The sequence below is a fragment of the uncultured Jatrophihabitans sp. genome, from assembly GCF_964246335.1.
Classification (GTDB): Bacteria; Actinomycetota; Actinomycetes; order Mycobacteriales; family Jatrophihabitantaceae; genus Jatrophihabitans.
In genome coordinates, this window is record NZ_CAXTQF010000060.1 from 1 (window position 1) to 19,315 (window position 19,315).

A 19,315-nucleotide genomic window follows, 5' to 3' on the forward strand; every position below is an offset into this window, starting at 1 on the left:
AGATCGCGGTGCTGTTCAAGAAGGCGCCGCACCTGCCGTTCAGCAAGACCGACACACAGGAGCTCGGCCACAACCAGCTGGTGATCCGGGTACAGCCGGACGAGGGCATCACGCTCAAATTCGGCTCCAAGGTGCCGGGCAGTTCGATGGAGGTCCGCGACGTCGCGATGGACTTCCTGTACGGAGAGTCGTTCACCGAGTCCTCGCCCGAGGCCTACGAGCGGCTGATCCTCGACGTGCTCGTCGGCGACGCGACCCTGTTCCCGCGCAGCGAAGAGGTCGAGGCGTCCTGGCGGGTGATCGATCCGCTCGAGGAGTTCTGGCTGAGCACCAGTCCGTACCTGTACCGCGCGGGCGAATGGGGACCGAAGGAGGCCGACGACATCCTGGTGCGCGACGGCCGGCAATGGAGAAGGCCGTGACAACTCTCTGGGACACCACCGGCACCGCGGTCGTCAAGGCGCTCGCTGCAGAGCGGCGCAGCGGTGGCGCGGTCACCAGCGGCAACGCGCTGACCCTGGTCGTGGTCGCCAACCGCGACGGCGTCGACGAGGCCGAAGAGGCCGCCACCGTCGCCGCCAGCCATCACCCGATGCGCATGCTGGTGGTCATCCGACGCCAGATCGACGCGCCGGTCCCCCGCCTGGACGCGGAGGTCACGATCGGCGGCCGGCTCGGTCCCGGCGAGTCGGTGGTGTTGCGGATGTACGGCCGGTTGGCGCTGCACGCCGAGTCGGTCACTTTGCCGTTGCTCGCTCCGGACGCGCCGGTCGTGACGTGGTGGCACACCCAGTCACCGGACCAGATCGCGCACGACCCGCTCGGCGTGTTCGCCGAACGTCGGATCACCGACGTCAGCCGGATGGCCGATCCGTGCGCGGCGCTGCAGCAGCGCGGCGAGGACTTCGCGCCGGGCGACACCGACCTCGCCTGGACGCGGCTCACGCCGTGGCGCGCGGCGCTCGCGTCGGTGTTCGACAGCGCCCGGCACGACCCGAAGGCGGTCACGGTGTTCGGCGGCTGCGACGACCCGTCCGCCCGGTTGCTCGGTGGGTGGATGTCGGCGCGACTCGGTGTCGACGCGTCCGTCGACGGCTCCGGCGACGAGCCGATCAACGGTGTGGAGATCGAGTTCGCCGACGGCAAGATGACCCGCGCGACGCTCGAGGGCGGCAACCTGGTGCTGCGCCGCGACGGTCAGCAGGACTCGTTCTCCCCCTTCCCCGAACGCCCGCTGGGTGCGCTGCTGGCCGAGGAGCTGCGCCGGCTGGACAACGACCACGTCTACGCCGAGGCGCTGTCGAACGTCACCGGCGTCGACGACCTCGAAGACCGCTCGCCGTCGCGCTCGCACATCTGGTACGACCCGGCCGAGCACGACGGCACCGACAACTCCGAAGCGAAGGAGTTGGCGTGAGCGGCGAGCCGGAGGTCGAGGTCAGCGCGTCCGCGGACACGCTGGCGACGAGCACCGCGCAGCGTGCGGTCCGCACGCTCGGCGAGGCGCTGGCTGCCCGCGACACCGCGCACCTGGTCCTCACCGGCGGCGGCGTCCTCGAGCAGGTGATGACCGCGATCGCGTCGTCGTCCGATGACCTCGACTGGAGCCGGGTGCACGTCTGGTGGGGTGACGAGCGCTACGTGCCGCACGACTCCGACGACCGCAACGACCTGCCCGCCTTCGCGAAGCTGCTCGATCACGTCGATGTCGACGTCGCCAACGTGCACCGCATGCCCGCCTCGGACGCGGGTTTCGACGACGCCGAGGCTGCCGCGCAGGCCTACGCGGCCGAGCTCGCGCAGCACTCCGGCGGCGGCGTCACGCCAGCGTTCGACGTCGCGCTGATCGGGATCGGCCCGGACGGCCACTGCTGCTCGCTGTTCCCGCACCACCCGGTACTCGACGTCACCGGCACCCCCACCGCGGCGGTGCACGACTCCCCCAAGCCGCCGCCGGACCGGTTGACCCTCACCTTCACCGGGCTGGGAGCGGTCCGCGAGATCTGGTTCGTGGCGTCCGGCGACGGCAAGGCCGAGGCCGCCGCGCAGGCCCTGAGCGGGTCGGCGTCGACCGCCGACGTGCCGAGCAGTCGCCCGCGCGGCACCGAGCGCACGCTGTGGTTGCTCGACCGCGACGCAGCGAGCAAACTGCAGGGCTGACCGGACACCGCAACGGTGTCGCAGCATCGCGGGTTCAGCGTGGACACCCGGATCGAGTGCGTCGGCCGGGTGCGCGCCGAGGCAGACCTGGCCGCGGACGATGTCACCGCCGGCCGGTCGGCGAACGAGGCGTCCCCGTGACCGACGCCGGCACGCGGTCGGGCATCGCCCGTTTCGTCGATGCGCTGGGCGGGCGGCTGGCCTTCGGCGCCGACTACAACCCCGAACAGTGGCCGGCGCGGACCTGGTCCGAGGACGTCGCGTTGATGCGCCAGGTCGGCGTCAATGTCGTCACCCTCGGCGTGTTCGCGTGGGCGCTGCTCGAGCCGGCCGAGGGCGAGTACGACCTCGCCGGCCTGGACGACATGCTCGACCTCCTGCACGACAACGGCATCCGGGTCGACCTGGCCACCGGTACGGCGTCGCCACCTGCGTGGTTCAGCACGAAGTACCCGCACACGCTGCCCGTCGACCAGCACGGCGTCCGCCGCGGGTTCGGCGCGCGGCAGGGTTACTGCCCGTCGGCGCCCGAGTACCGCGCCGCCGCCGGGCGGCTCGCCGGCACCCTCGCCGCCCGCTACGCCCAGCACCCGGCCGTCGTCCTGTGGCACGTCAACAACGAGTACGGGTGCCACAACTGGCACTGCTACTGCGATGTCTCGGCCGGAGCGTTCCGCGGCTGGCTGCGGCGACGCTACGGCGACCTGGACGCGCTCAACACTGCCTGGGGCACCTCGTTCTGGAGCCAGCGTTACACCGCCTGGGAGCAGCTCGGACCACCGCGCGATGTCACCTACAACAGCTTGGCCAACCCGGGCCAGCAGCTCGACTGGTGGCGGTTCGGCAACGATGAACTGCTCGCCTGCTACCGGGTCGAGGCGGACGCCGTACGCGGGCACGCGACGCAACCGGTCACCACGAACTTCATGAGCTTCTTCAAGCCGCTGGACTACCGACAGTGGGCGGCCGAGGTCGACGTGGTGTCCAACGACCATTACCTGCTCGGCGAGGACCCGGCCCGCACCCACCACCTCGCGATGTCGGCCGACCTGATGCGGTCGCTGGCGGGCGGCGCGCCGTGGCTGCTCATGGAGCACTCGACCTCGGCGGTCAACTGGCAGCCGCGCAACCTCGCCAAGGCACCGGGCGAGTTGCTGCGCAACAGCCTCACGCACATCGCTCGCGGTGCGGACGGGACGTTGTTCTTCCAGTGGCGGGCGTCCAGGTTCGGTGCCGAGAAGTTCCACTCCGCGCTCGTGCCGCACGCCGGCACGGACACCAAGGTGTTCCGCGAGGTCGCCGAGCTCGGCGCGGCGCTCGAGGCCATCCGCGACGTTCGCGGTTCGCGTGTCGAGCAGCCGCAGGTGGCGCTGCTGTTCGACTGGCAGTCCTGGTGGGCGGCCGGTCTGGACGCGCATCCGTCGGTGGACGTCGACCCGATGGCCGAGGCGCGGCGGTGGCACCACGCGCTGTGGTCGCGCAACGTCGCCGCCGACGTCGTCGGCCCGGGCGATGCCCTCGACCGGTACCGGGTCGTCGTCGTCGCGGTGCAGTACCTGCTCGACGACGAGACAGCGCGTAAGCTGGCCGACTTCACCCGCGCCGGCGGGACGGTCGTCGCGACCTTCTTCAGCGGCATCGTCGACGAGCACGACCACGTCCGGCTCGGCGGGTATCCCGGCGCACTGCGTGACCTGCTGGGCGTGCGCGTCGAGGAGTTCTTCCCGCTGGCCGCGGACGAGCACGTGTTGCTGTCGGCCTTCGGGTCGGGCCGGGTGTGGAGCGAGCTCGGCGCGACGGCGGGCGCCGACGTGCTCGCGTCGTACGCCGAGGGCCCGGTCGCGGGTTCACCGGCGGTGACCCGCCGCGTAGTGGGCGACGGGCAAGCGTGGTACGTCGGCACATCACTCGACGACCGAGGTCTGGACGACCTCGTCGGACAGCTGCTGGTCGCGGCGGGCGTCGAGCCGGTCGTTTCGGGCCTGCCGCCGGGCGTCGAGGCGGTGCGCCGGGTCGGTGAGTCCGGCCGGTTCCTGTTCCTCGTTAACCACAGCGGCGACGACGTGCCGGTGCCCTTGTCGTCGGGCGTCGAGCTGCTGACCGGCCGTTCCCTGGGCGACGGGATGGTCGTGCCGGCGGGCGGCGTCGCTGTCGTGCGCGAGGCCTGAGTCGGTGGTCAGCCCTTGGTGCTGCCGAGGGTGAGCCCGGCGATGAACTGCTTCTGCAGCGCGACGTACACCAGCAGCGTCGGGATCGCGATGATCAGCGCGCCCGCCGAGAGCAGGTTGTTGTTCTGTCCGAACTCGCCGGTGAGGTTCGCGATCGCCGACGTGATCGGCCGTTTGGCGCCGGTGGTCATCAGCGTCAGAGCCCAGAAGAAGTCGTTGTAGATCCACGTGGTCAGCAGGGTGGCCAGTGCGGCGAGCGCCGGGCGGCACAGCGGCATGATGATGCGCCAGTACTGCGACCAGATCGAGGCACCGTCGAGGATCGCGGCCTCGGTGACCTCCTCCGGGATCGTGCGCATGAAGTTGCTGAGCACGAACACGCAGAATCCGGTCTGGAACGCGACGTTGATCGCGATGACCCCGGTGAAAGAGTCGTACAGCTTCCCGGAGCTGCTGAGGAAACCGGGCAGGTCGACCGAGTTGAAGATCTTGAACAGCGGGGAGAGCAGAACCTGCTGCGGCAACAGGTTGCCGGCCGTGAACAGCAGCAACAGGATCAGGTTGAGCTTCGAGTTGAACCGGGACACCACGAACGCCACGCACGACGCCAGGAACAGCGTGATGATGACCGCCGGGACGGTGATCAACACCGAGTTCCCGAAGAAGTGCAGCAGCTGGCCCTGTGTCCAGGCGTTGCTGTAGTTCTGGAACGTCAACGAATGCGCGAGCGAGAAATACCCGTACTGGTTCGTGTCGGACTCCGGCCGCAGCGACGTGTACAGCGTCCACAACAGCGGCAGCAGCCACAGGATCGCCAGCACGGTCAGCACGACGTAGGAGCCGGCACCGGCCCGGTGCTTACGGCCACCCGGCGCTTCGACGAGCGGGTTCGGAGCGCCTGCGGCTGAGGTCTGCGGAGTGACGACGACGGTCATCGGCGGTTCTCCTGCCGGAACTGCTGGACGAGGAAGCCGATGATCGGTACCAGCGAGATGACGAGCAGGACGACACCGAGTGCGGAGCCGTACCCGATCCGGTTGCCCGGCCCGGTGATCTGCTGGGTGATCATCGCGGAGATCAGCTGCAGCCCGTTGGTACCGCCGTTCGTCACGTAGACGAGGTCGAATGCGCGCAGCGACTCGATCACGGTTACCACGACGATGACGTTGTTGATCGGCCGCAGCGTCGGGAACGTCACCCGCCAGAACGTCTGCCACGCGTTGGCCCCGTCCAGCGCCGCCGCCTCGCGGAGCACGGGATCGGAGGCCTTGAGGCCGGCCAGGTAGAGCACCATCACGTAGCCGGCCTGGCGCCAGGTGGCCTCGACGAGCACCGACCAGATGTTCAGGTGCGGGTTGCCCAGCCAGTTGATGGCGTTGTTCGGGCTCGTCTTGTGCAGGATGCCGTTGATCAGGCCGTACTGCGGCGAGTAGACGACTTGCCAGATTATGCCGATCAGCGCGAGCGAGAGCATGACCGGCAGAAAGAAGATGCTCTGGTAGATGCGGCTACCGCGGATCTTCTGATCGAGCAGCACCGCCAGCAGCATGCCGAGCGGCGTCGCGATGATCGTGAACTCGATCAGCCACAGCACGTTGTGCCGTACCGCCGGCCAGAAGTCGGGGTCCACGGTCCGTAGAAATGTGTAGTTGGTGCCGCCGACGACGTGCGTCGGCGCGGCGCCCTGCGCATCGGTGAAGGACAGGAACACGGTCCAGACCGCCGGCCCCCAGATCAGCGCGGCCTCGATCAGCACCGGGATGCCGACCATCAGCACCAGGACGAGACGATCCCGGCGCGACAGCTTGCGTCGCGACCGCCGCCGGCGCCTCGGAGCGGCCGGCGGTGCGGAGGTGGCCGCCCCGCCGGGCGCCGAAACCCCGGTCTTGGCTGTCGCGCTGGTCAGTGGAACACCCCTTTGGCCTGCGACTCGAGCTTGCTGCACACCGACGACGACGACTTGGGATCGTTGAGGAAGTCGTTCAGTGCGTTCTGCACGATCGGGTAGGCGAAGTCCGGCTGGGTGTCGCGGTCGAGGAACTGCGCCAGGTTCTTGGTGTTCTTGATCAGGTCGACGGCCTGCTTCTGCAGCGCCGTGTAGCTGTTGCTCGGGAAATCGGTCGCCACCCCGACGTCGGCCGGGTTCGGCGCGAGGAAGGTGTGCTCGGCCGCACCGGTGCCGAGGTACTCCATCAGCGCGGCTGCGCCCTTGCGGTTCTTCACCTTCTTGCTCATCAGAAAGCCGTCGATGGGCGCGTCGATCGCACTGTTGGTCGGGAACTCGGACTTGATCTGCGGGAACGGGAAGAACGACACGTCGGACAGGTTCGCCTTCTGGACCTGCGGCACCACCTGGTCGGTCCCGTGGAAGATCATCGGCGAGGTCTTGTTCGCGTCGAAGAGCTGGATCGCTTCCTGGAAGGTCCGCCCGGTCGATCCCGGCGTGTAGTACGGCGCCAGCTCCGACCACTGCGTGAAGACGGCCTTGACCTTCGGATCGGTCCAGGACTCCTTGTGCGACATCAGGTCCACGTGGAACTGGTAGCCGTTCATCCGCATATTGATGATGTCGAACGTGCCCATGGCCGGCCAGCCGTCCTTCTGGCCGATGGCGATCGGGTTGCTGAACCCGTCGGACTGCATCTGCTTGCACAAGGACACCAGGGCGTCCCAGTCGGCCGGCACCTGGTAGCCGTGCTTGGCGAACACGCTCTTCTTGTAGAACATCGCCCACGGGTAGTTGACCCACGGGACGAGGTAGTACTTGCCGTCGTCGCCTTTCGAGGCCTTCTTGACGGGATCGGTGAACCGCGAGCCGATCTTTTCCCAGACGTCGTCGATCGGTTCCAGCAGCCCCTGCTTGGCGAAGTAGCGCTGCCGGTTGCCGGAGAACCAGGTGAACACGTCGTTCGGCGAGCCCTGCAGGTAGTTCTGGATGTTGTTCTGGAAGCTGTTGTGGTCCGTCGTGTTGACGGCGACGTTGCTATGCCGTGAGTACGCCGCAAGCGCCGCGGCGAACGCCGCCTTCGGAGCGGCGTCGGAGTAATTCGAGCCGATCGAGGTCTTGCCGGTCACCGAGCCGGAACTGGTCGACCCGGAGCTACTGCACGCGGCGAGCAGCGCAGGCAGCGTCGCGAGCGCCCCGGCGCCGGCCGCACCTTTGAGCAGGGTCCGGCGACTGAGGTCGGCGTTGAGGATCGGGTCGAGCTGGCGTGCCATTTGCCCTCCGTTGGGTCAACGCATCCGCACACTATTCAACGCGGAGCACCATATTCGGACAGCCAAGCCAATGAGGCACATCTCTGTCAACCCCCGGACATCCGGACGGCACCCGATCGACATCGACTCGTGATACCGCCGTCGCGCACGCGTCGCAGGCGCCCCTATCCGACCGGAGAGGGGCTGCTCACGCCTCGGCGGGAACGGTGAGCACGTTCCGCACGGAGTGGCCGAGGGTGCGCAGGGCAGTGCCCGGCAGATCGCTGTCGGTGACCAGCGTCGTGGCCGCGCCGAGCGGCGCGATGTCGGCCAGCCCGACCACGCCCCACTTGGTCGAATCCGCCACCACGATCACCTCCCGGGCACTGTCGACGAGCGCGCGATTGGTAACCGCCTCGGCGAGATTCGGGGTCGTGTAGCCCGCGCGCGTCTCCATGCCGTGCACCCCGAGGAACAGCTGGTCGAAGTGCATGGTGGCGATCGTGCGGTCGGCGATCGGGCCCACCAGCGCGGCGCTGGGGGTGCGGACACCGCCGGTGAGCATGACGGTCACCCGCTTGGCGGTGTCGAGTTCGGTGATGGTGTCCGCAACCGTCGGCGAGTTGGTGACCACCGTGATGCCGGCGATCGTGGCGACGTGCGCGGCCATGGCCGTTGTGGTGGTGCCGGCCGACAGCGCGATCGCCGCGCCCGGCTGGATCAACTCGGCGGCACGTGCGGCGATCGCGCCCTTGACCCCGCGCGCCAGCTCACTCTTCGCGGCGAAGCTGGGTTCGAACGCCACCTGACCGGCGAGCACGGCACCCCCGTGCACCTTGCGGGCGATCCCATCGGCTTCGAGCTGGCCGAGGTCGCGCCGGATCGTCATGTCCGAGACGCCGAGCCGGTCGATCAGGTCGGACACCCGCACCGCGCCGTTACGGCGCAGTTCGGCCATGATCTGGCCTTGTCGTTGCTGGGCGAGCACCGGCGACGTCCTCCCTGTCGTGGGGCGCCGAACTGTCTTCCCACAGATTCAAACATGAAGTAAACAGAACCGAGCGCCACTGGACAAGGCAACGACGCGATTCGCCGAACCCGGGCGGGACGTCAGCTCTCGCCGCGGCGGGCCCGCAGCCGGGCCAGTGCCTCGTCGAGAATGGCCTGGCCGTCGGCGTCGGAACGGCGTTCCTTCACGTAGGCGAGATGGGTCTTGTACGGCTCGGTGCGCGGCGCATTGGGCGGCGTATCGGACTGCCGGCCGGCCGGGTAGCCGCAGCGCGGGCAGTCCCAGGTGTCGGGCAGCTGCGCGTCCGCCGCGAAAGCGGGGCGGATCTCGTGGCCGTTCGCGCAGAAGAACGATACGACCTGGCGCGGTGCGCTGTCGCCGCGTTCGTTCTCGCCCATCGGCCCAGCACCAACCCGGCTCCCCCGAATGGCGTTGCCACCAGCCACGTTGTGCGTCTCCTTCGACCAGGGCCGGGGTCAGCCGGCGTTCTTGTACAGCAGTCCGAGCCCGATGATGCTAATCGCCCACACTGCTCCGGCGATGATCGTCAGCCGGTCGAGGTTCCGCTCGACCACCGACGAACCGGACAGGCTCGAGTAGAACGAGCCGCCGAGCATCGACGACAGGCCGCCGCCCTTGCCGCGATGCAGCAGGACGAGCACGACGAGCAGCAAGCTCGCGAGTACGAGCACGATCTGCAGCGTGAGGATCATGGAACGCGTTACCTCTGATCAGAAGACGGGCGGTCGAGCGTCAAGATTACCTGTGGCTACGGCGTATGCGCGAATGCCCCGGCCGCGACGCAGATCGCGCTGAACGCTTCCGGGTCCAGGCTGGCGCCACCCACGAGCGCGCCGTCGACGTCGGGCTGCTCGACGATCGCCGCCGCGTTGTCGGCCTTCACCGAACCGCCGTAGAGGATCCGCACGCCGGCGGCGACGTCCGCCGCGTACAGCTCCCCGAGCTTCGCGCGCAGGGCGGCGCACACCTCCTGCGCGTCCTCCGGCGTTGCGACCTCGCCGGTGCCGATGGCCCAGATGGGCTCGTAGGCGATGACGACGGTCTGCGCCTGCTCGGCGGTGACCTCGGCGAGGCCGGCGGCCAACTGGTCGGTGGTGTGCGTGATGTGGTCGTTGGACTGCCGGATCTCCAGCGACTCGCCGACGCACAGGATCGGGGTCAGCTCGTTGCGGTAGGCGGCGACCACCTTGCTGTTGACGACCGCGTCGTCCTCGTGGTGGTACTCGCGTCGCTCCGAGTGGCCGACGATGACGTAGGTGCAGCCGAGCTTCGCGAGCATCGGTCCGGAGACGTCGCCGGTGTAGGCGCCCGAGTCGTGCGGCGAGAGGTCCTGCGCGCCGTAGCGCAGTTGCAGGCTGTCGCCGTCGACGAGGGTCTGCACGCTGCGGATGCTGATGAACGGCGGCAGGATCGCGACCTCGGCCGCCGCCAGCTGCTGGGGGGTCAGGCTGAACGCGAGCTTCTGCGTCAGGCCGATCGCCTCGAGGTGGGTGTAGTTCATCTTCCAGTTGCCGGCGATGAGCGGGCGGCGCCCGGACGGCGGCAGTGGCGCGGTCGGGACCTCGGGCACCTCAGACTTCTTCCAGAACGGCAACGCCGGGTAGCTCCTTGCCTTCGAGGTATTCGAGCGACGCACCTCCGCCGGTCGAGATGTGCCCGAACGCCGACTCGTCGAGGCCGAGCGCGCGCACGGCGGCGGCGGAATCGCCACCGCCGACGACCGACAGCCCGGCGCAGGCTGCCACCGCCTGCGCAACGCCCTTCGTGCCCGTGGCGAACGCGGGGATCTCGAACACGCCCATCGGGCCGTTCCAGAACACGGTGCGCGCGCCGGACAGTGCCTCGGTGAAGTCGTAGACGGCGGCGGGGCCGATGTCCAGGCCCTTCTGGCCTGCCGGGATGGCATCGGCCGCGACGATCTGGGGCGTCGCGGCGGCGCTGACGTCTGCTGCCACCACGATGTCGCTGGGCAGGACGATCTTGTCGCCGGCGGTGTCGAGGAAGCGCCGGCAGTTGTCTATCTGGTCGCGCTCGAGCAACGAATCACCGACGTCGTGGCCCTGCGCCGCCAGGAAGGTGAAACACATCCCGCCGCCGACGAGCAGCCGGTCGACCGTGGGCAACAGCGACTCGATCACCGCCAGCTTGTCGCTGACCTTCGACCCGCCCAGCACCACGACGTACGGGCGCTCCGGCTCGCCGGTGAGCCGGTCGAGCACGTCGAGTTCGATGCGCACGAGCTCGCCGCAGTAGTGCGGTAGCAGCCGGGCGACGTCGTACACGGACGCGTGCTTGCGGTGCACCGCACCGAACGCGTCGTCGACGTACGCGCCGCCGGGGTCTTCACCGCTCGCACCGTCCGGGCCGTCCTCGCCGCCGGTCAGTTCAGCCAGCGCGTGCGCGAACTCGAGGCGTTCGGCGTCGTCCTTGCTGGTCTCGCCGGGGTTGAAGCGGACGTTCTCCAGCAGCAGCAGCTCACCGTCACCCAGCCCGTCGGCCAGCAGCCGGGCGCTCTCCCCCACCCTGTCGAGCGCGAACTCGACCGGGCTGCCGAGCAGCTGCGCGAGCCGGTCGGCGACCGGACGCAGCGAGTACTGCGGGTCGGGCGCGCCCTTCGGCCGGCCCAGGTGCGCGGCGACGATCACCCGCGCACCGGCCCCGAGCAGCCTGCCCAGCACCGGCACGGACGCGCGGATCCGGCCGTCATCGCTCACCGCACCGTTGTCGAGCGGCACGTTGAGATCGGAACGGACGAGCACCCGCCGGCCGCGGACCCCGAACCCGATCAGGTCGTCGACGGTGTGCACTTACAGCGAGGAGCCGACGAGCGCGGTGAGGTCGACCAGCCGGTTGGAGTAACCCCACTCGTTGTCGTACCAGCCGACGACCTTGACCTGGTTGCCGATGACCTTCGTCAGACCGGAGTCGAAGATGCACGACGCCGGGTCAGTGACGATGTCACTGCTCACGATCGGCGCGTCGGTGTAGGTCAGGATGCCTTTGAACTGGCCGTCTGCGGCAGCGCGGTACGCGTCCTTGACCTCGTCGACGGTGGTGTCCCGAGACGTCGTGACGGTGAGGTCGGTGGCGCTGCCCGTGGGCACCGGCACCCGCAGCGCGTAGCCGTCGAGCTTCCCCTTGAGCTCGGGCAGCACCAGGCCGATCGCCTTCGCTGCACCGGTGCTCGTCGGCACGATGTTCAGCGCGGCCGCACGCGCGCGCCGCAGGTCCTTGTGCGGGCCGTCCTGCAGGTTCTGGTCCTGCGTGTACGCGTGGATCGTCGTCATCAGACCGCGCTCGATGCCCACGGCGTCGTTGAGCACCTTGGCCAGCGGGCCGAGGCAGTTCGTCGTGCAGCTGGCATTGGAGATGATCGTGTGCTTCGCGGCGTCGTAGTCGCCGTCGTTGACGCCCATGACGATGGTGACGTCCTCATCGGTGGCCGGCGCGGAGATGATGACCTTCTTGGCGCCCGCGTCGACGTGCTTGCGCGCGGCGTCGGCCTTGGTGAAGATGCCCGTCGACTCGATCACGACGTCGACACCGAGGTCGCCCCAGGGCAGGTTCGCAGGGTCGCGCTCGGCGAGGATCTTGATCGTCTTGCCGCCGACGGTGATGCCGTCGTCGCTGACCGACACCTCGCCGGGGAAGCGACCAAGGATCGTGTCGTACTTGAGCAGGTGCGCCATGGTGGCAACGTCGCCCAGGTCGTTCGCGGCGACGAGTTCGAGGTCCGCACCGGCGGCGGTGAGGGCTCGGTAGTAGTTGCGGCCGATGCGGCCGAAGCCGTTGATGCCCACACGTACGGTCACTGCGATGTGCCTTTCTGCCCGGCTTGTCGGTCGCGACAAACCCTATCGGGTCGGCCGTCACGGCACCGGCGCGCGAAGCTACCGGCCGGTCACCTGTGGCCGCGGTGGCTCAGGACGGGCGTGGTCGCGGCCGCCGGCGTTCGGCGGGAGCGGCGCCCGCGGCGTCGGGACCGTTGCCGGTCTTCGTCTCGGTCGGTGTGTCGTCGTCGCCCTCGCGGCCGTACGCGTCGGTGAACTCCTTGACGGTCTCCTGCGCTCGCGAGCGCAGGGTGCCGAGCAGTTTTCCGGCCCGGTTGGCGGCCTTCTCGACCGCCGGTCCCGCGGCGGCGCTGGCCTTCGCGGCGGCCGGACCGGCAGCGGCGCGAGCGCGGGCCACCGTGTCGCGTGCGCTGGGCCGGCCGAGGTCCTTGCTGTCCGGAACACGCTTGTCGTCCGACACGCGCACCTCCGTCGGTAGTTTCGCGAGTTGTCGCCCTACTACCCTAGACCGGCGCGGAAACACGCCGAGCACCGTCGCCCTTCGTCAGGGCGCGAGCATCTCCGGCGTGACGGCGGACTCGGTGTCCGGGATGCCGGTGTCAGCGGCGCGCTTGTCGGCCATTGCCAACAGCCGCCGGATGCGCCCGGCCACCGCGTCCTTGGTCATCCCCGGATCGGACAGCGCGCCGAGCTCCTCCAGCGACGCCTGGCTGTGCTCGAGCCGCAACCGGCCGGCCTGCAGCAGGTGCTCCGGCGCGTCCTGGTCGAGGATCTCCAGCGCGCGTTGCACCCGCGCACCCGCCGCGACGGCTGCCCGGGCGGAACGGCGCAGGTTGGCATCGTCGAAGTTGGCCAGCCGGTTCGCGGTGGCGCGGACCTCGCGGCGCATCCGCCGCTCCTCCCACGCGAGCACGGACTCGTGTGCACCGATGCGGGTGAGCAGCGCGCCGATGGCGTCACCGTCGCGCACGATCACGCGGTCGCCGCCGCGCACCTCGCGGGCCTTGGACGCGATGCCGAGCCGACGGCCGACGCCGACGAGCGCGAGCGCTGCCTCTGCGGACGGGCAGGTGATCTCGAGCGAGCAGGCGCGGCCGGGTTCGGTCAGCGAGCCGTGTGCCAGGAACGCACCACGCCACGCGGCTTCGGCGTCGCCGACACCACCGGACACGACGTGGTGCGGCAGGCCCTTCACCGGGCGCCCGCGCAGGTCGACGAGGCCGGCCTGCCGCGCGAGACGCTCGCCGTCCTTCGCGACGCGTACGAGGTAACGGCTCCCCTTACGGATGCCGCCGCCGGCGACGATCTGCACCTCGGACCCGTGCCCGAAGACGTCGGCGATCTCCTTGCGCAATCGGCGCGCAACCGAGCCGGTATCCAGCTCGGCCTCGACGACGATGTGCCCGCCGACGAGATGCAATGCGCCGGCGAAGCGCAACATCGTCGCGAGCTCCGCCTTGCGTGCCGACGTGCGTTCGATGCTGACCCGGCTGAGCTCGTCCTTGACCGCTGCCGTCATGGCCATGTGTCCGTGCCTCCCCTCACCGCAACGTCCGGGGCCGACGAGCCCGTGCGTGCGTCGGCCTGCGCCCCGCCCGCCGTGAGCCCCGCTGCATGCTCGGCACGGACGCCGGGCAGTTCGTCGAGGATCCGACGGATCGCCGACCCGAGCCGCTTCGCGTCGTGCCGTTCCGCGCTGTCGTCCGCTGCGAGCCTAGAGAGTACGAGACGCGCGCCGATCGTGCGTGCGTAGCCGTCGAGTTCTGTCGGGTTGAGCACCGAGTCGACGTCGGCGAGCACTGTGTGCACCGGTAGGCCGCCGTACGCGGAGGCGTGCGTTTGCAGCAGTTCGAGCAGTTCGTGCGGCTCGTAGTCGTCGGTCTCGCCGGCCTGCGGGACGAGGTTGAGGATCACCACGATCGGCGCCTTGGTGGCGGCGAGCGCGGTGCCGAGTTCGCGCAGCAGTAGATGCGGGATGACGCTCGTGAACCACGACCCCGGCCCGAGCACGACGAGGTCGGCCTCACGGACCGCATCCACCGCGTCCGGATTGGCGGGCGCACCGTTGGGCAGCAGCCGCACCGACAAGACACGCCCGGGCGTGGAGGCGATCGACGATTGCCCGCGGATGGCGCGGGTGCGCGCGGGGTTCTCCGGGTCGAAGCGATCCGCCTCGGCGATCAGGTCCAGCGGCAGCGGGCTCATCGGCAGCACCCGGCCGACGCCGCCGGTGAGTTCGCGCAGCCGCTGCAGCGCCGCCCGCGGTTCGTCACGTTCCAGCAGCGCGGTGAGCATGATGTTGCCGACGGGGTGGCCGGCGAGCACGCCGTGGCCGCCCAACCGGTGCTGCAACAGCTCGGCCCACTCCTGGTCCTCGGGTGCGTCGCCGGCCAGCGCAGCCACCGCCATCCGCAGATCACCGGGCGGCAGCACCTTGAGTTCGCGGCGGATGCGGCCCGACGAACCACCGTCGTCGGCCACGGTGACGACGGCCGTCAGGTCGTCGGTGATCACGCGCAGCGCCGACAGCGCCGCGTGCAACCCGTGCCCGCCGCCGAGCGCCACGGCGCGCAACGACCTACTCACGTCCCAGATCCCGGTGGATGACCGTGGCTTGCACGCCCATCTGCTTCAACCGGTCCGCGAGTTCACTCGACATGGCCACCGACCGATGCTTTCCCCCTGTGCAGCCGACCGCAAGGGTCAGATAACGCTTGCGCTCGCGGCGGTACCCGGCGCCGACGATGCGCAGGATGTCCGCGTAGCGGTCCAGGAACTCCGCGGCGCCCTCCTGCGCGAGAATGTAGTCGCGCACGGGTTCGTCGCGCCCGGTGAGCTCGCGCAGCTCGGGGATCCAGTGCGGATTGGGCAGGAAACGCACGTCGACCACGAGGTCGGCGTCGACCGGCAGGCCGTACTTGTACCCGAACGACACGACCGTCGCGTGCAGCTCGGGCGGACCGGTGGTGCCCTCCTCGGCGAAGGACGACTCGATGGTGCGGCGCAGGTCGTGCACGGACCGGTCGCTCGTGTCCAGGACCAGGTCCGCTTCGTCACGCAGGCCGGCCAGCATGGTGCGTTCGGCCTGGATACCGTCGACGATGCGTCCCGACCCCTGCAGCGGGTGCTCGCGCCGCACGTTCTCGAAGCGCCGCACCAGCACGTCGTCACGGGCCTCGAGGAACAGCACGCGCGGACGCATCTGCCGATCGGCGAGTTCGCGGATGACGCTGCGCAGATCCGACGAGAACGCCCGGCTGCGCACGTCCATGACGACGGCCAACCGGGTGACCGCGCCCTGGCTGCGGCTGCCGAGGTCGACGAGCGTGCCGATGAGCTCCGGCGGCAGGTTGTCGACGACGAAGTACTCGAGATCCTCGAAGCACTTGGCCGCCGCGCTGCGACCTGCGCCGGACAACCCGGTGATGATCACCGTTTCCAGTGCGCCGATCACGGCGGGCTCAGTCATCGTCGATCACCTCCCCCGTACTCACGTTGACCGCCGGCTGCGCGTCCGCACGACCGTCGACCAGTGCGGCAATGATGGCCTGCGCGGTCTGCCGGCCGATGCCGGGCACCTCGACGATCTCGTCCACGCCGGCGGCGCGCAGCCGCTTGAGCGAGCCGAAACGACGCAGCAGCGCCTTGCGCCGCGTCTCGCCGAGACCGGGGATGCCGTCGAGCGCGGACACGGTCATCGCCTTCGACCGCTTCTGCCGGTGGTAGGTGATGGCGAACCGGTGCGCTTCGTCGCGCACCCGCTGCAGCAGGTAGAGCCCTTCCGAGGTGCGCGGCAGGATCGCCGGGTACGGCTGCTCGGGCAGCCACACCTCCTCCAGCCGCTTCGCCAAGCCGACCAGCGACACGTCGTCGATGCCGAGTTCGGTCAGCACCCGTTGCGCGGCGGCCACCTGCGGCGCGCCCCCGTCGACCACGAGCAGGTTCGGCGGGTAGGCGAACTTGCGCGGCCGGCCGGTCGTCGGGTCGATGCCCGGCGCGACGTCGGCCCGCGGGCGGTCGGCGTCGTCCTCGTTCGCCTCCGCCGCCGGATCGCTGTCGGCATCTGCGCCCTCGGCCACCTGCTCGTCCAGGTAACGCGCGAACCGGCGCCGCACGACCTCGGCGATCCACTGCACGTCACCGGTGCCTTCGCCGGTCTCGCGCAGGGCGAAGCGCCGGTACTCGCTCTTGCGCGGCAGGCCGTCCTCGAACACGACCATGCTGGCGACGACATTCGTGCCCTGGACGTGGCTGATGTCGAAGCACTCGATGCGCAGCGGCGAGGTCGTGAGCTCCAGCGATTCCTGTAACTCGCCGAGCGCGCGCGAGCGGGCGGTGAGGTCCGAGGCGCGCTTGAGCTTGTGCTGCATCAGCGCCTGCTGCGCGTTGCGGGCGACCGTCTCGGCCAGCGCGCGCTTGTCCCCGCGCTGCGGGACGCGCAGCGAGACCCGCGAGCCGCGCCGCTCGGTCAGCCACTCGGCCAGCACGTCGACGTCGTCGGGCAGCTGCGGGACGAGCACCTCGCGCGGGATGTCGTTGTCGTCGTCGGTGAACAACCCGTAGAACTGCGTGACGAACTGTTCGACCAGCTCCCCGGTGCCCGTCTCCTCGAGCCGGTCGACCACCCAACCACGCTGGCCACGCACGCGCCCGCCGCGGACGTGGAAGACCTGCACCGCCGCCTCGAGGTCGTCCTCGGCGAACGCGACGACGTCGGCGTCGGTGCCGTCGCCGAACACGACGGCCTGTTTCTCGAGCGCACGCTGCAGCGCGCCGAGGTCGTCGCGCAGCCGTGCGGCCCGCTCGAACTCGAGGTCGGCGCTGGCCTGCGCCATCTGCTTGTCGATGCGCCGCATCATCTGCTCGGTCTTGCCGGCCATGAAGTCGCAGAAGTCGTCGACGATCTCGCGATGCTCTTCTGCGCTGACGCGGCCCACGCACGGTGCGCTGCACTTGTCGATGTAGCCGAGCAGGCACGGGCGGCCCACCTGGCCGGCGCGCTTGAACACCCCGGCCGAGCAGGTGCGCGCCGGGAAGACCCGCAGCAGCAGATCGAGCGTCTCGCGGATCGCCCACGCGTGCGAGTACGGCCCGAAGTAGCGCACACCCTTGCGCTTCGGGCCGCGCATCACCTGCAGGCGCGGGTACTCCTCGTACAGGGTCACGGCGAGCGACGGATAGGACTTGTCGTCGCGGTAGCGGACGTTGAACCGCGGGTCGAACTCCTTGATCCACGTGTACTCGAGCTGCAGCGCCTCTACCTCGGTGCGCACGACGGTCCACTCCACCGACGCCGCGGTGGTGACCATCTGCCGGGTGCGCTGGTGCAGCCCGGCGACGTCTGCGAAGTACGAGTTCAACCGCTGCCGCAGGCTCTTCGCCTTGCCGACGTAGATGACCCGGCCGCGGTCGTCGCGGAACTTGTACACGCCCGGCTCGAGCGGGATGGTCCCCGGCGCCGGGCGGTACGTGGACGGGTCGGGCACGCCACCGAGGTTAGTCAGTGCGGGTGACGACGGACCGCCGTCGGGTCGCCACCCGGCGCGCGGTTGCACACCCCCTGCTTTCGGGTTGGAGACCGCGCCGGACGAATCTAGGATCTCGACATGGACGGGTCGCCGTGCCCAGAGGACGACGAACGGCTGGTCCTCGAGCTCAGCGTCGCCGAGGCCATGACCGTGTCCGCGGCACTACGCCAGTACGAGCCGTACTGGTCCGCGAACGCAAGCCCGACCGCGGTGTTCGAACAGCTCGAGACGTTGCGCAGCCACATCACGTCCGTGATCGACAAACTGCGGGTCGCGGCGGCTGCGGACTGAGCGTCGGGCGTGGCCCCGCGCCGCAGGTGGTGCAACGCGCGCAACGCCGCACGGCTGGGTACCGCGCGAGCGCGGCAGGTTGATCTCCGGGACCGCGGTCAGGCGGTACCAGGAGCGGCCGAGACGTAGTCGTCGATCTCGGCGAGCAGTGCGGCCTTGCCGACGTCGTCGAGGAACGAGTGCCGCACGCCGGCCCGGGCCAGCTCCGCGACTCCGGCCTCGTTCGCGCCGAGTAGTTCGGCGGCCACCGCGTACTCGGCGTTGAGCGTCGTGGAGAACATCGGCGGGTCGTCGGAGTTGATCGACACCGGGACGCCGGCCGCGACCAGCTGCGGCAGCGGATGCTCCGCGATTGTCGGCACCGACCGAGTGCGCACGTTCGAGGTCGGGCAGACCTCGAGCGGGATCGCGGCGTCGGCCAGGTGGGCCAGCAGCCGGGGGTCGCGCGCCGCGGCGATGCCATGGCCGATCCGCTCCGCGCCGAGATGCGTGAGGGCGTCCCAGATGGTCTCGGGCCCGGTGGACTCCCCCGCGTGCGGCACGCTGCGCAGCCCGGCCGCCGTCGCCTGCGCGAAGAAGGGTGCGAACTGCTCGCGCGGCACACCGAGCTCCGGACCGCCCAGCCCGAAGCTGACCAATCCGTCCGGCCTGAGTCTCAATGCCACGTCGAGGGTTATCTCGGCGGCCGGGACGCCGGCCTCGCCCGGGATGTCGAAGCACCACGCCAGCGCGACGCCGAAGTCCGCGGCGGCCCGGCGACGGGCGTCCTCGACCGCCTCGCAGAATGCGTCCGCGGCGATGCCGCGCACGATCGACGAGTACGGGGTCAGGGTCAGCTCTGCGTAGCGGATGCGCTGCCCGGCCATCTCTCGCGCGATCTCGTACGTCAGCGTCCAGACGTCCTCAGCGTCGCGGACGAGATCGACGACGCTGAGGTACGTGGTGATGAAGTGCGCGAAATCGGTGAACGTGAAGTACTTCTCGAGCAGCGCTTCGTCGGGCGGGACCGGGGTGCTGCCGGCGTGCCGCGCCGCGAGCTCGGCCACGATGCGCGGTGAGGCGCTGCCGATGTGGTGCACGTGCAGCTCGACCTTCGGCAGCCCGGCGACGAACGTGCTCAGATCAGGCATCGATGGATTCTGACAGCAC

General features: G+C 69.8%; 20 protein-coding genes and 1 pseudogene. 6 read left to right on the top strand and 15 right to left on the bottom strand.

Annotation, left to right across the window (positions count from 1 at the left end; translation table 11 throughout):
* From ACFFCN_RS14955 to ACFFCN_RS14975, 5 genes and pseudogenes are all read left to right on the top strand, one after another.
* Positions 1-422 (top strand): annotated as a pseudogene (locus tag ACFFCN_RS14955) (glucose-6-phosphate dehydrogenase); the annotation flags it as partial.
* Positions 419-1,417, top strand: a complete 999-nt coding sequence (locus ACFFCN_RS14960; protein ID WP_375492880.1) for a glucose-6-phosphate dehydrogenase assembly protein OpcA — start codon at positions 419-421, stop codon at positions 1,415-1,417. The pseudogene ACFFCN_RS14955 and the gene ACFFCN_RS14960, both read left to right, overlap by 4 nt.
* The gene (gene pgl / locus ACFFCN_RS14965) at positions 1,414-2,160 is read left to right on the top strand and encodes a 6-phosphogluconolactonase (protein ID WP_375492881.1); all 747 of its coding nucleotides are present in this window, start codon (positions 1,414-1,416) and stop codon (positions 2,158-2,160) included. Before ACFFCN_RS14960 ends, pgl begins: the two co-directional genes overlap by 4 nt.
* A gap of 15 nt (positions 2,161-2,175) precedes the next feature.
* Positions 2,176-2,301, top strand: coding sequence for a hypothetical protein (locus ACFFCN_RS14970; RefSeq protein ID WP_375492883.1), 126 nt, complete (start codon positions 2,176-2,178; stop codon positions 2,299-2,301).
* Positions 2,298-4,328 carry a beta-galactosidase gene (locus ACFFCN_RS14975; protein ID WP_375492884.1) on the top strand — a complete coding sequence of 677 codons (2,031 nt, stop codon included), beginning with the start codon at positions 2,298-2,300 and terminating at the stop codon, positions 4,326-4,328. The genes ACFFCN_RS14970 and ACFFCN_RS14975 overlap by 4 nt, the downstream gene beginning before the upstream one ends.
* A gap of 8 nt (positions 4,329-4,336) precedes the next feature.
* Here the strand turns inward: ACFFCN_RS14975 and ACFFCN_RS14980 are convergent, their stop codons facing one another.
* The 14 genes from ACFFCN_RS14980 to uvrC all read right to left on the bottom strand — a co-directional run bounded on the left by ACFFCN_RS14980 (position 4,337) and on the right by uvrC (position 17,833).
* A complete protein-coding gene (locus tag ACFFCN_RS14980; RefSeq protein WP_375492886.1) occupies positions 4,337-5,263 on the bottom strand; it encodes a carbohydrate ABC transporter permease in 927 nt (308 codons plus the stop codon).
* Positions 5,260-6,099 carry a carbohydrate ABC transporter permease gene (locus ACFFCN_RS14985; protein WP_375492888.1) on the bottom strand — a complete coding sequence of 280 codons (840 nt, stop codon included), beginning with the start codon at positions 6,097-6,099 and terminating at the stop codon, positions 5,260-5,262. Before ACFFCN_RS14985 ends, ACFFCN_RS14980 begins: the two co-directional genes overlap by 4 nt.
* 131 nt (positions 6,100-6,230) lie before the next feature.
* Positions 6,231-7,547 carry an ABC transporter substrate-binding protein gene (locus ACFFCN_RS14990; RefSeq protein ID WP_375492889.1) on the bottom strand — a complete coding sequence of 439 codons (1,317 nt, stop codon included), beginning with the start codon at positions 7,545-7,547 and terminating at the stop codon, positions 6,231-6,233.
* A gap of 187 nt (positions 7,548-7,734) precedes the next feature.
* Positions 7,735-8,514 (bottom strand): DeoR/GlpR family DNA-binding transcription regulator, encoded by a 780-nt coding sequence (locus ACFFCN_RS14995; RefSeq protein ID WP_375492890.1) that lies wholly within the window; start codon positions 8,512-8,514, stop codon positions 7,735-7,737.
* 122 nt (positions 8,515-8,636) lie between these two features.
* Complete coding sequence (locus tag ACFFCN_RS15000; RefSeq protein WP_375492892.1) at positions 8,637-8,981, bottom strand: RNA polymerase-binding protein RbpA; 345 nt, start codon at positions 8,979-8,981, stop codon at positions 8,637-8,639.
* A gap of 30 nt (positions 8,982-9,011) precedes the next feature.
* Positions 9,012-9,248, bottom strand: coding sequence for a preprotein translocase subunit SecG (gene secG, locus ACFFCN_RS15005; RefSeq protein ID WP_375492894.1), 237 nt, complete (start codon positions 9,246-9,248; stop codon positions 9,012-9,014).
* 56 nt (positions 9,249-9,304) lie between these two features.
* Entirely contained in the window at positions 9,305-10,126 is an 822-nt protein-coding gene (gene tpiA / locus ACFFCN_RS15010) for a triose-phosphate isomerase (RefSeq protein ID WP_375492896.1), read from the bottom strand.
* A 1-nt stretch (position 10,127) separates the two neighbouring features.
* Positions 10,128-11,363 (bottom strand): phosphoglycerate kinase, encoded by a 1,236-nt coding sequence (locus ACFFCN_RS15015; RefSeq protein WP_375492897.1) that lies wholly within the window; start codon positions 11,361-11,363, stop codon positions 10,128-10,130.
* On the bottom strand, positions 11,364-12,368 hold the full coding sequence (gap, locus tag ACFFCN_RS15020; protein ID WP_375492899.1) for a type I glyceraldehyde-3-phosphate dehydrogenase: 1,005 nt from the start codon (positions 12,366-12,368) through the stop codon (positions 11,364-11,366).
* A 109-nt stretch (positions 12,369-12,477) separates the two neighbouring features.
* Positions 12,478-12,807 (bottom strand): hypothetical protein, encoded by a 330-nt coding sequence (locus ACFFCN_RS15025; protein ID WP_375492901.1) that lies wholly within the window; start codon positions 12,805-12,807, stop codon positions 12,478-12,480.
* Positions 12,808-12,891: 84 nt separating this feature from the next.
* Positions 12,892-13,872 (bottom strand): DNA-binding protein WhiA, encoded by a 981-nt coding sequence (gene whiA / locus ACFFCN_RS15030; RefSeq protein ID WP_375492903.1) that lies wholly within the window; start codon positions 13,870-13,872, stop codon positions 12,892-12,894.
* Positions 13,863-14,933 (bottom strand): uridine diphosphate-N-acetylglucosamine-binding protein YvcK, encoded by a 1,071-nt coding sequence (gene yvcK, locus ACFFCN_RS15035; protein ID WP_375492905.1) that lies wholly within the window; start codon positions 14,931-14,933, stop codon positions 13,863-13,865. Before yvcK ends, whiA begins: the two co-directional genes overlap by 10 nt.
* Positions 14,926-15,816 carry an RNase adapter RapZ gene (gene rapZ, locus ACFFCN_RS15040; RefSeq protein ID WP_375492906.1) on the bottom strand — a complete coding sequence of 297 codons (891 nt, stop codon included), beginning with the start codon at positions 15,814-15,816 and terminating at the stop codon, positions 14,926-14,928. Before rapZ ends, yvcK begins: the two co-directional genes overlap by 8 nt.
* Positions 15,809-17,833 carry an excinuclease ABC subunit UvrC gene (gene uvrC, locus ACFFCN_RS15045; RefSeq protein WP_375492908.1) on the bottom strand — a complete coding sequence of 675 codons (2,025 nt, stop codon included), beginning with the start codon at positions 17,831-17,833 and terminating at the stop codon, positions 15,809-15,811. The genes rapZ and uvrC overlap by 8 nt, the downstream gene beginning before the upstream one ends.
* Before the next feature lie 120 nt (positions 17,834-17,953).
* On the opposite strand from uvrC, the gene ACFFCN_RS15050 reads away from it, so the two are divergent.
* Positions 17,954-18,166, top strand: a complete 213-nt coding sequence (locus tag ACFFCN_RS15050; protein ID WP_375492909.1) for a hypothetical protein — start codon at positions 17,954-17,956, stop codon at positions 18,164-18,166.
* A gap of 98 nt (positions 18,167-18,264) precedes the next feature.
* Here ACFFCN_RS15050 and ACFFCN_RS15055 read toward each other — a convergent pair whose 3' ends face one another.
* Positions 18,265-19,296, bottom strand: a complete 1,032-nt coding sequence (locus ACFFCN_RS15055; protein ID WP_375492911.1) for an adenosine deaminase — start codon at positions 19,294-19,296, stop codon at positions 18,265-18,267.
* Positions 19,297-19,315 lie beyond the last annotated feature (19 nt).

Bases quoted from the DNA above. Each gene is read 5' to 3' on its own strand.
- ACFFCN_RS14980 (WP_375492886.1), bottom strand. From the start codon at position 5,263: ATGACCGTCGTCGTCACTCCGCAGACCTCAGCCGCAGGCGCTCCGAAC.
- ACFFCN_RS14985 (WP_375492888.1), bottom strand. From the start codon at position 6,099: ATGGTCGGCATCCCGGTGCTGATCGAGGCCGCGCTGATCTGGGGGCCG.
- ACFFCN_RS14990 (WP_375492889.1), bottom strand. From the start codon at position 7,547: ATGGCACGCCAGCTCGACCCGATCCTCAACGCCGACCTCAGTCGCCGG.
- secG (WP_375492894.1), bottom strand. From the start codon at position 9,248: ATGATCCTCACGCTGCAGATCGTGCTCGTACTCGCGAGCTTGCTGCTC.
- whiA (WP_375492903.1), bottom strand. From the start codon at position 13,872: ATGGCCATGACGGCAGCGGTCAAGGACGAGCTCAGCCGGGTCAGCATC.
- rapZ (WP_375492906.1), bottom strand. From the start codon at position 15,816: ATGACTGAGCCCGCCGTGATCGGCGCACTGGAAACGGTGATCATCACC.
- ACFFCN_RS15050 (WP_375492909.1), top strand. From the start codon at position 17,954: ATGGACGGGTCGCCGTGCCCAGAGGACGACGAACGGCTGGTCCTCGAG.
- ACFFCN_RS15055 (WP_375492911.1), bottom strand. From the start codon at position 19,296: ATGCCTGATCTGAGCACGTTCGTCGCCGGGCTGCCGAAGGTCGAGCTG.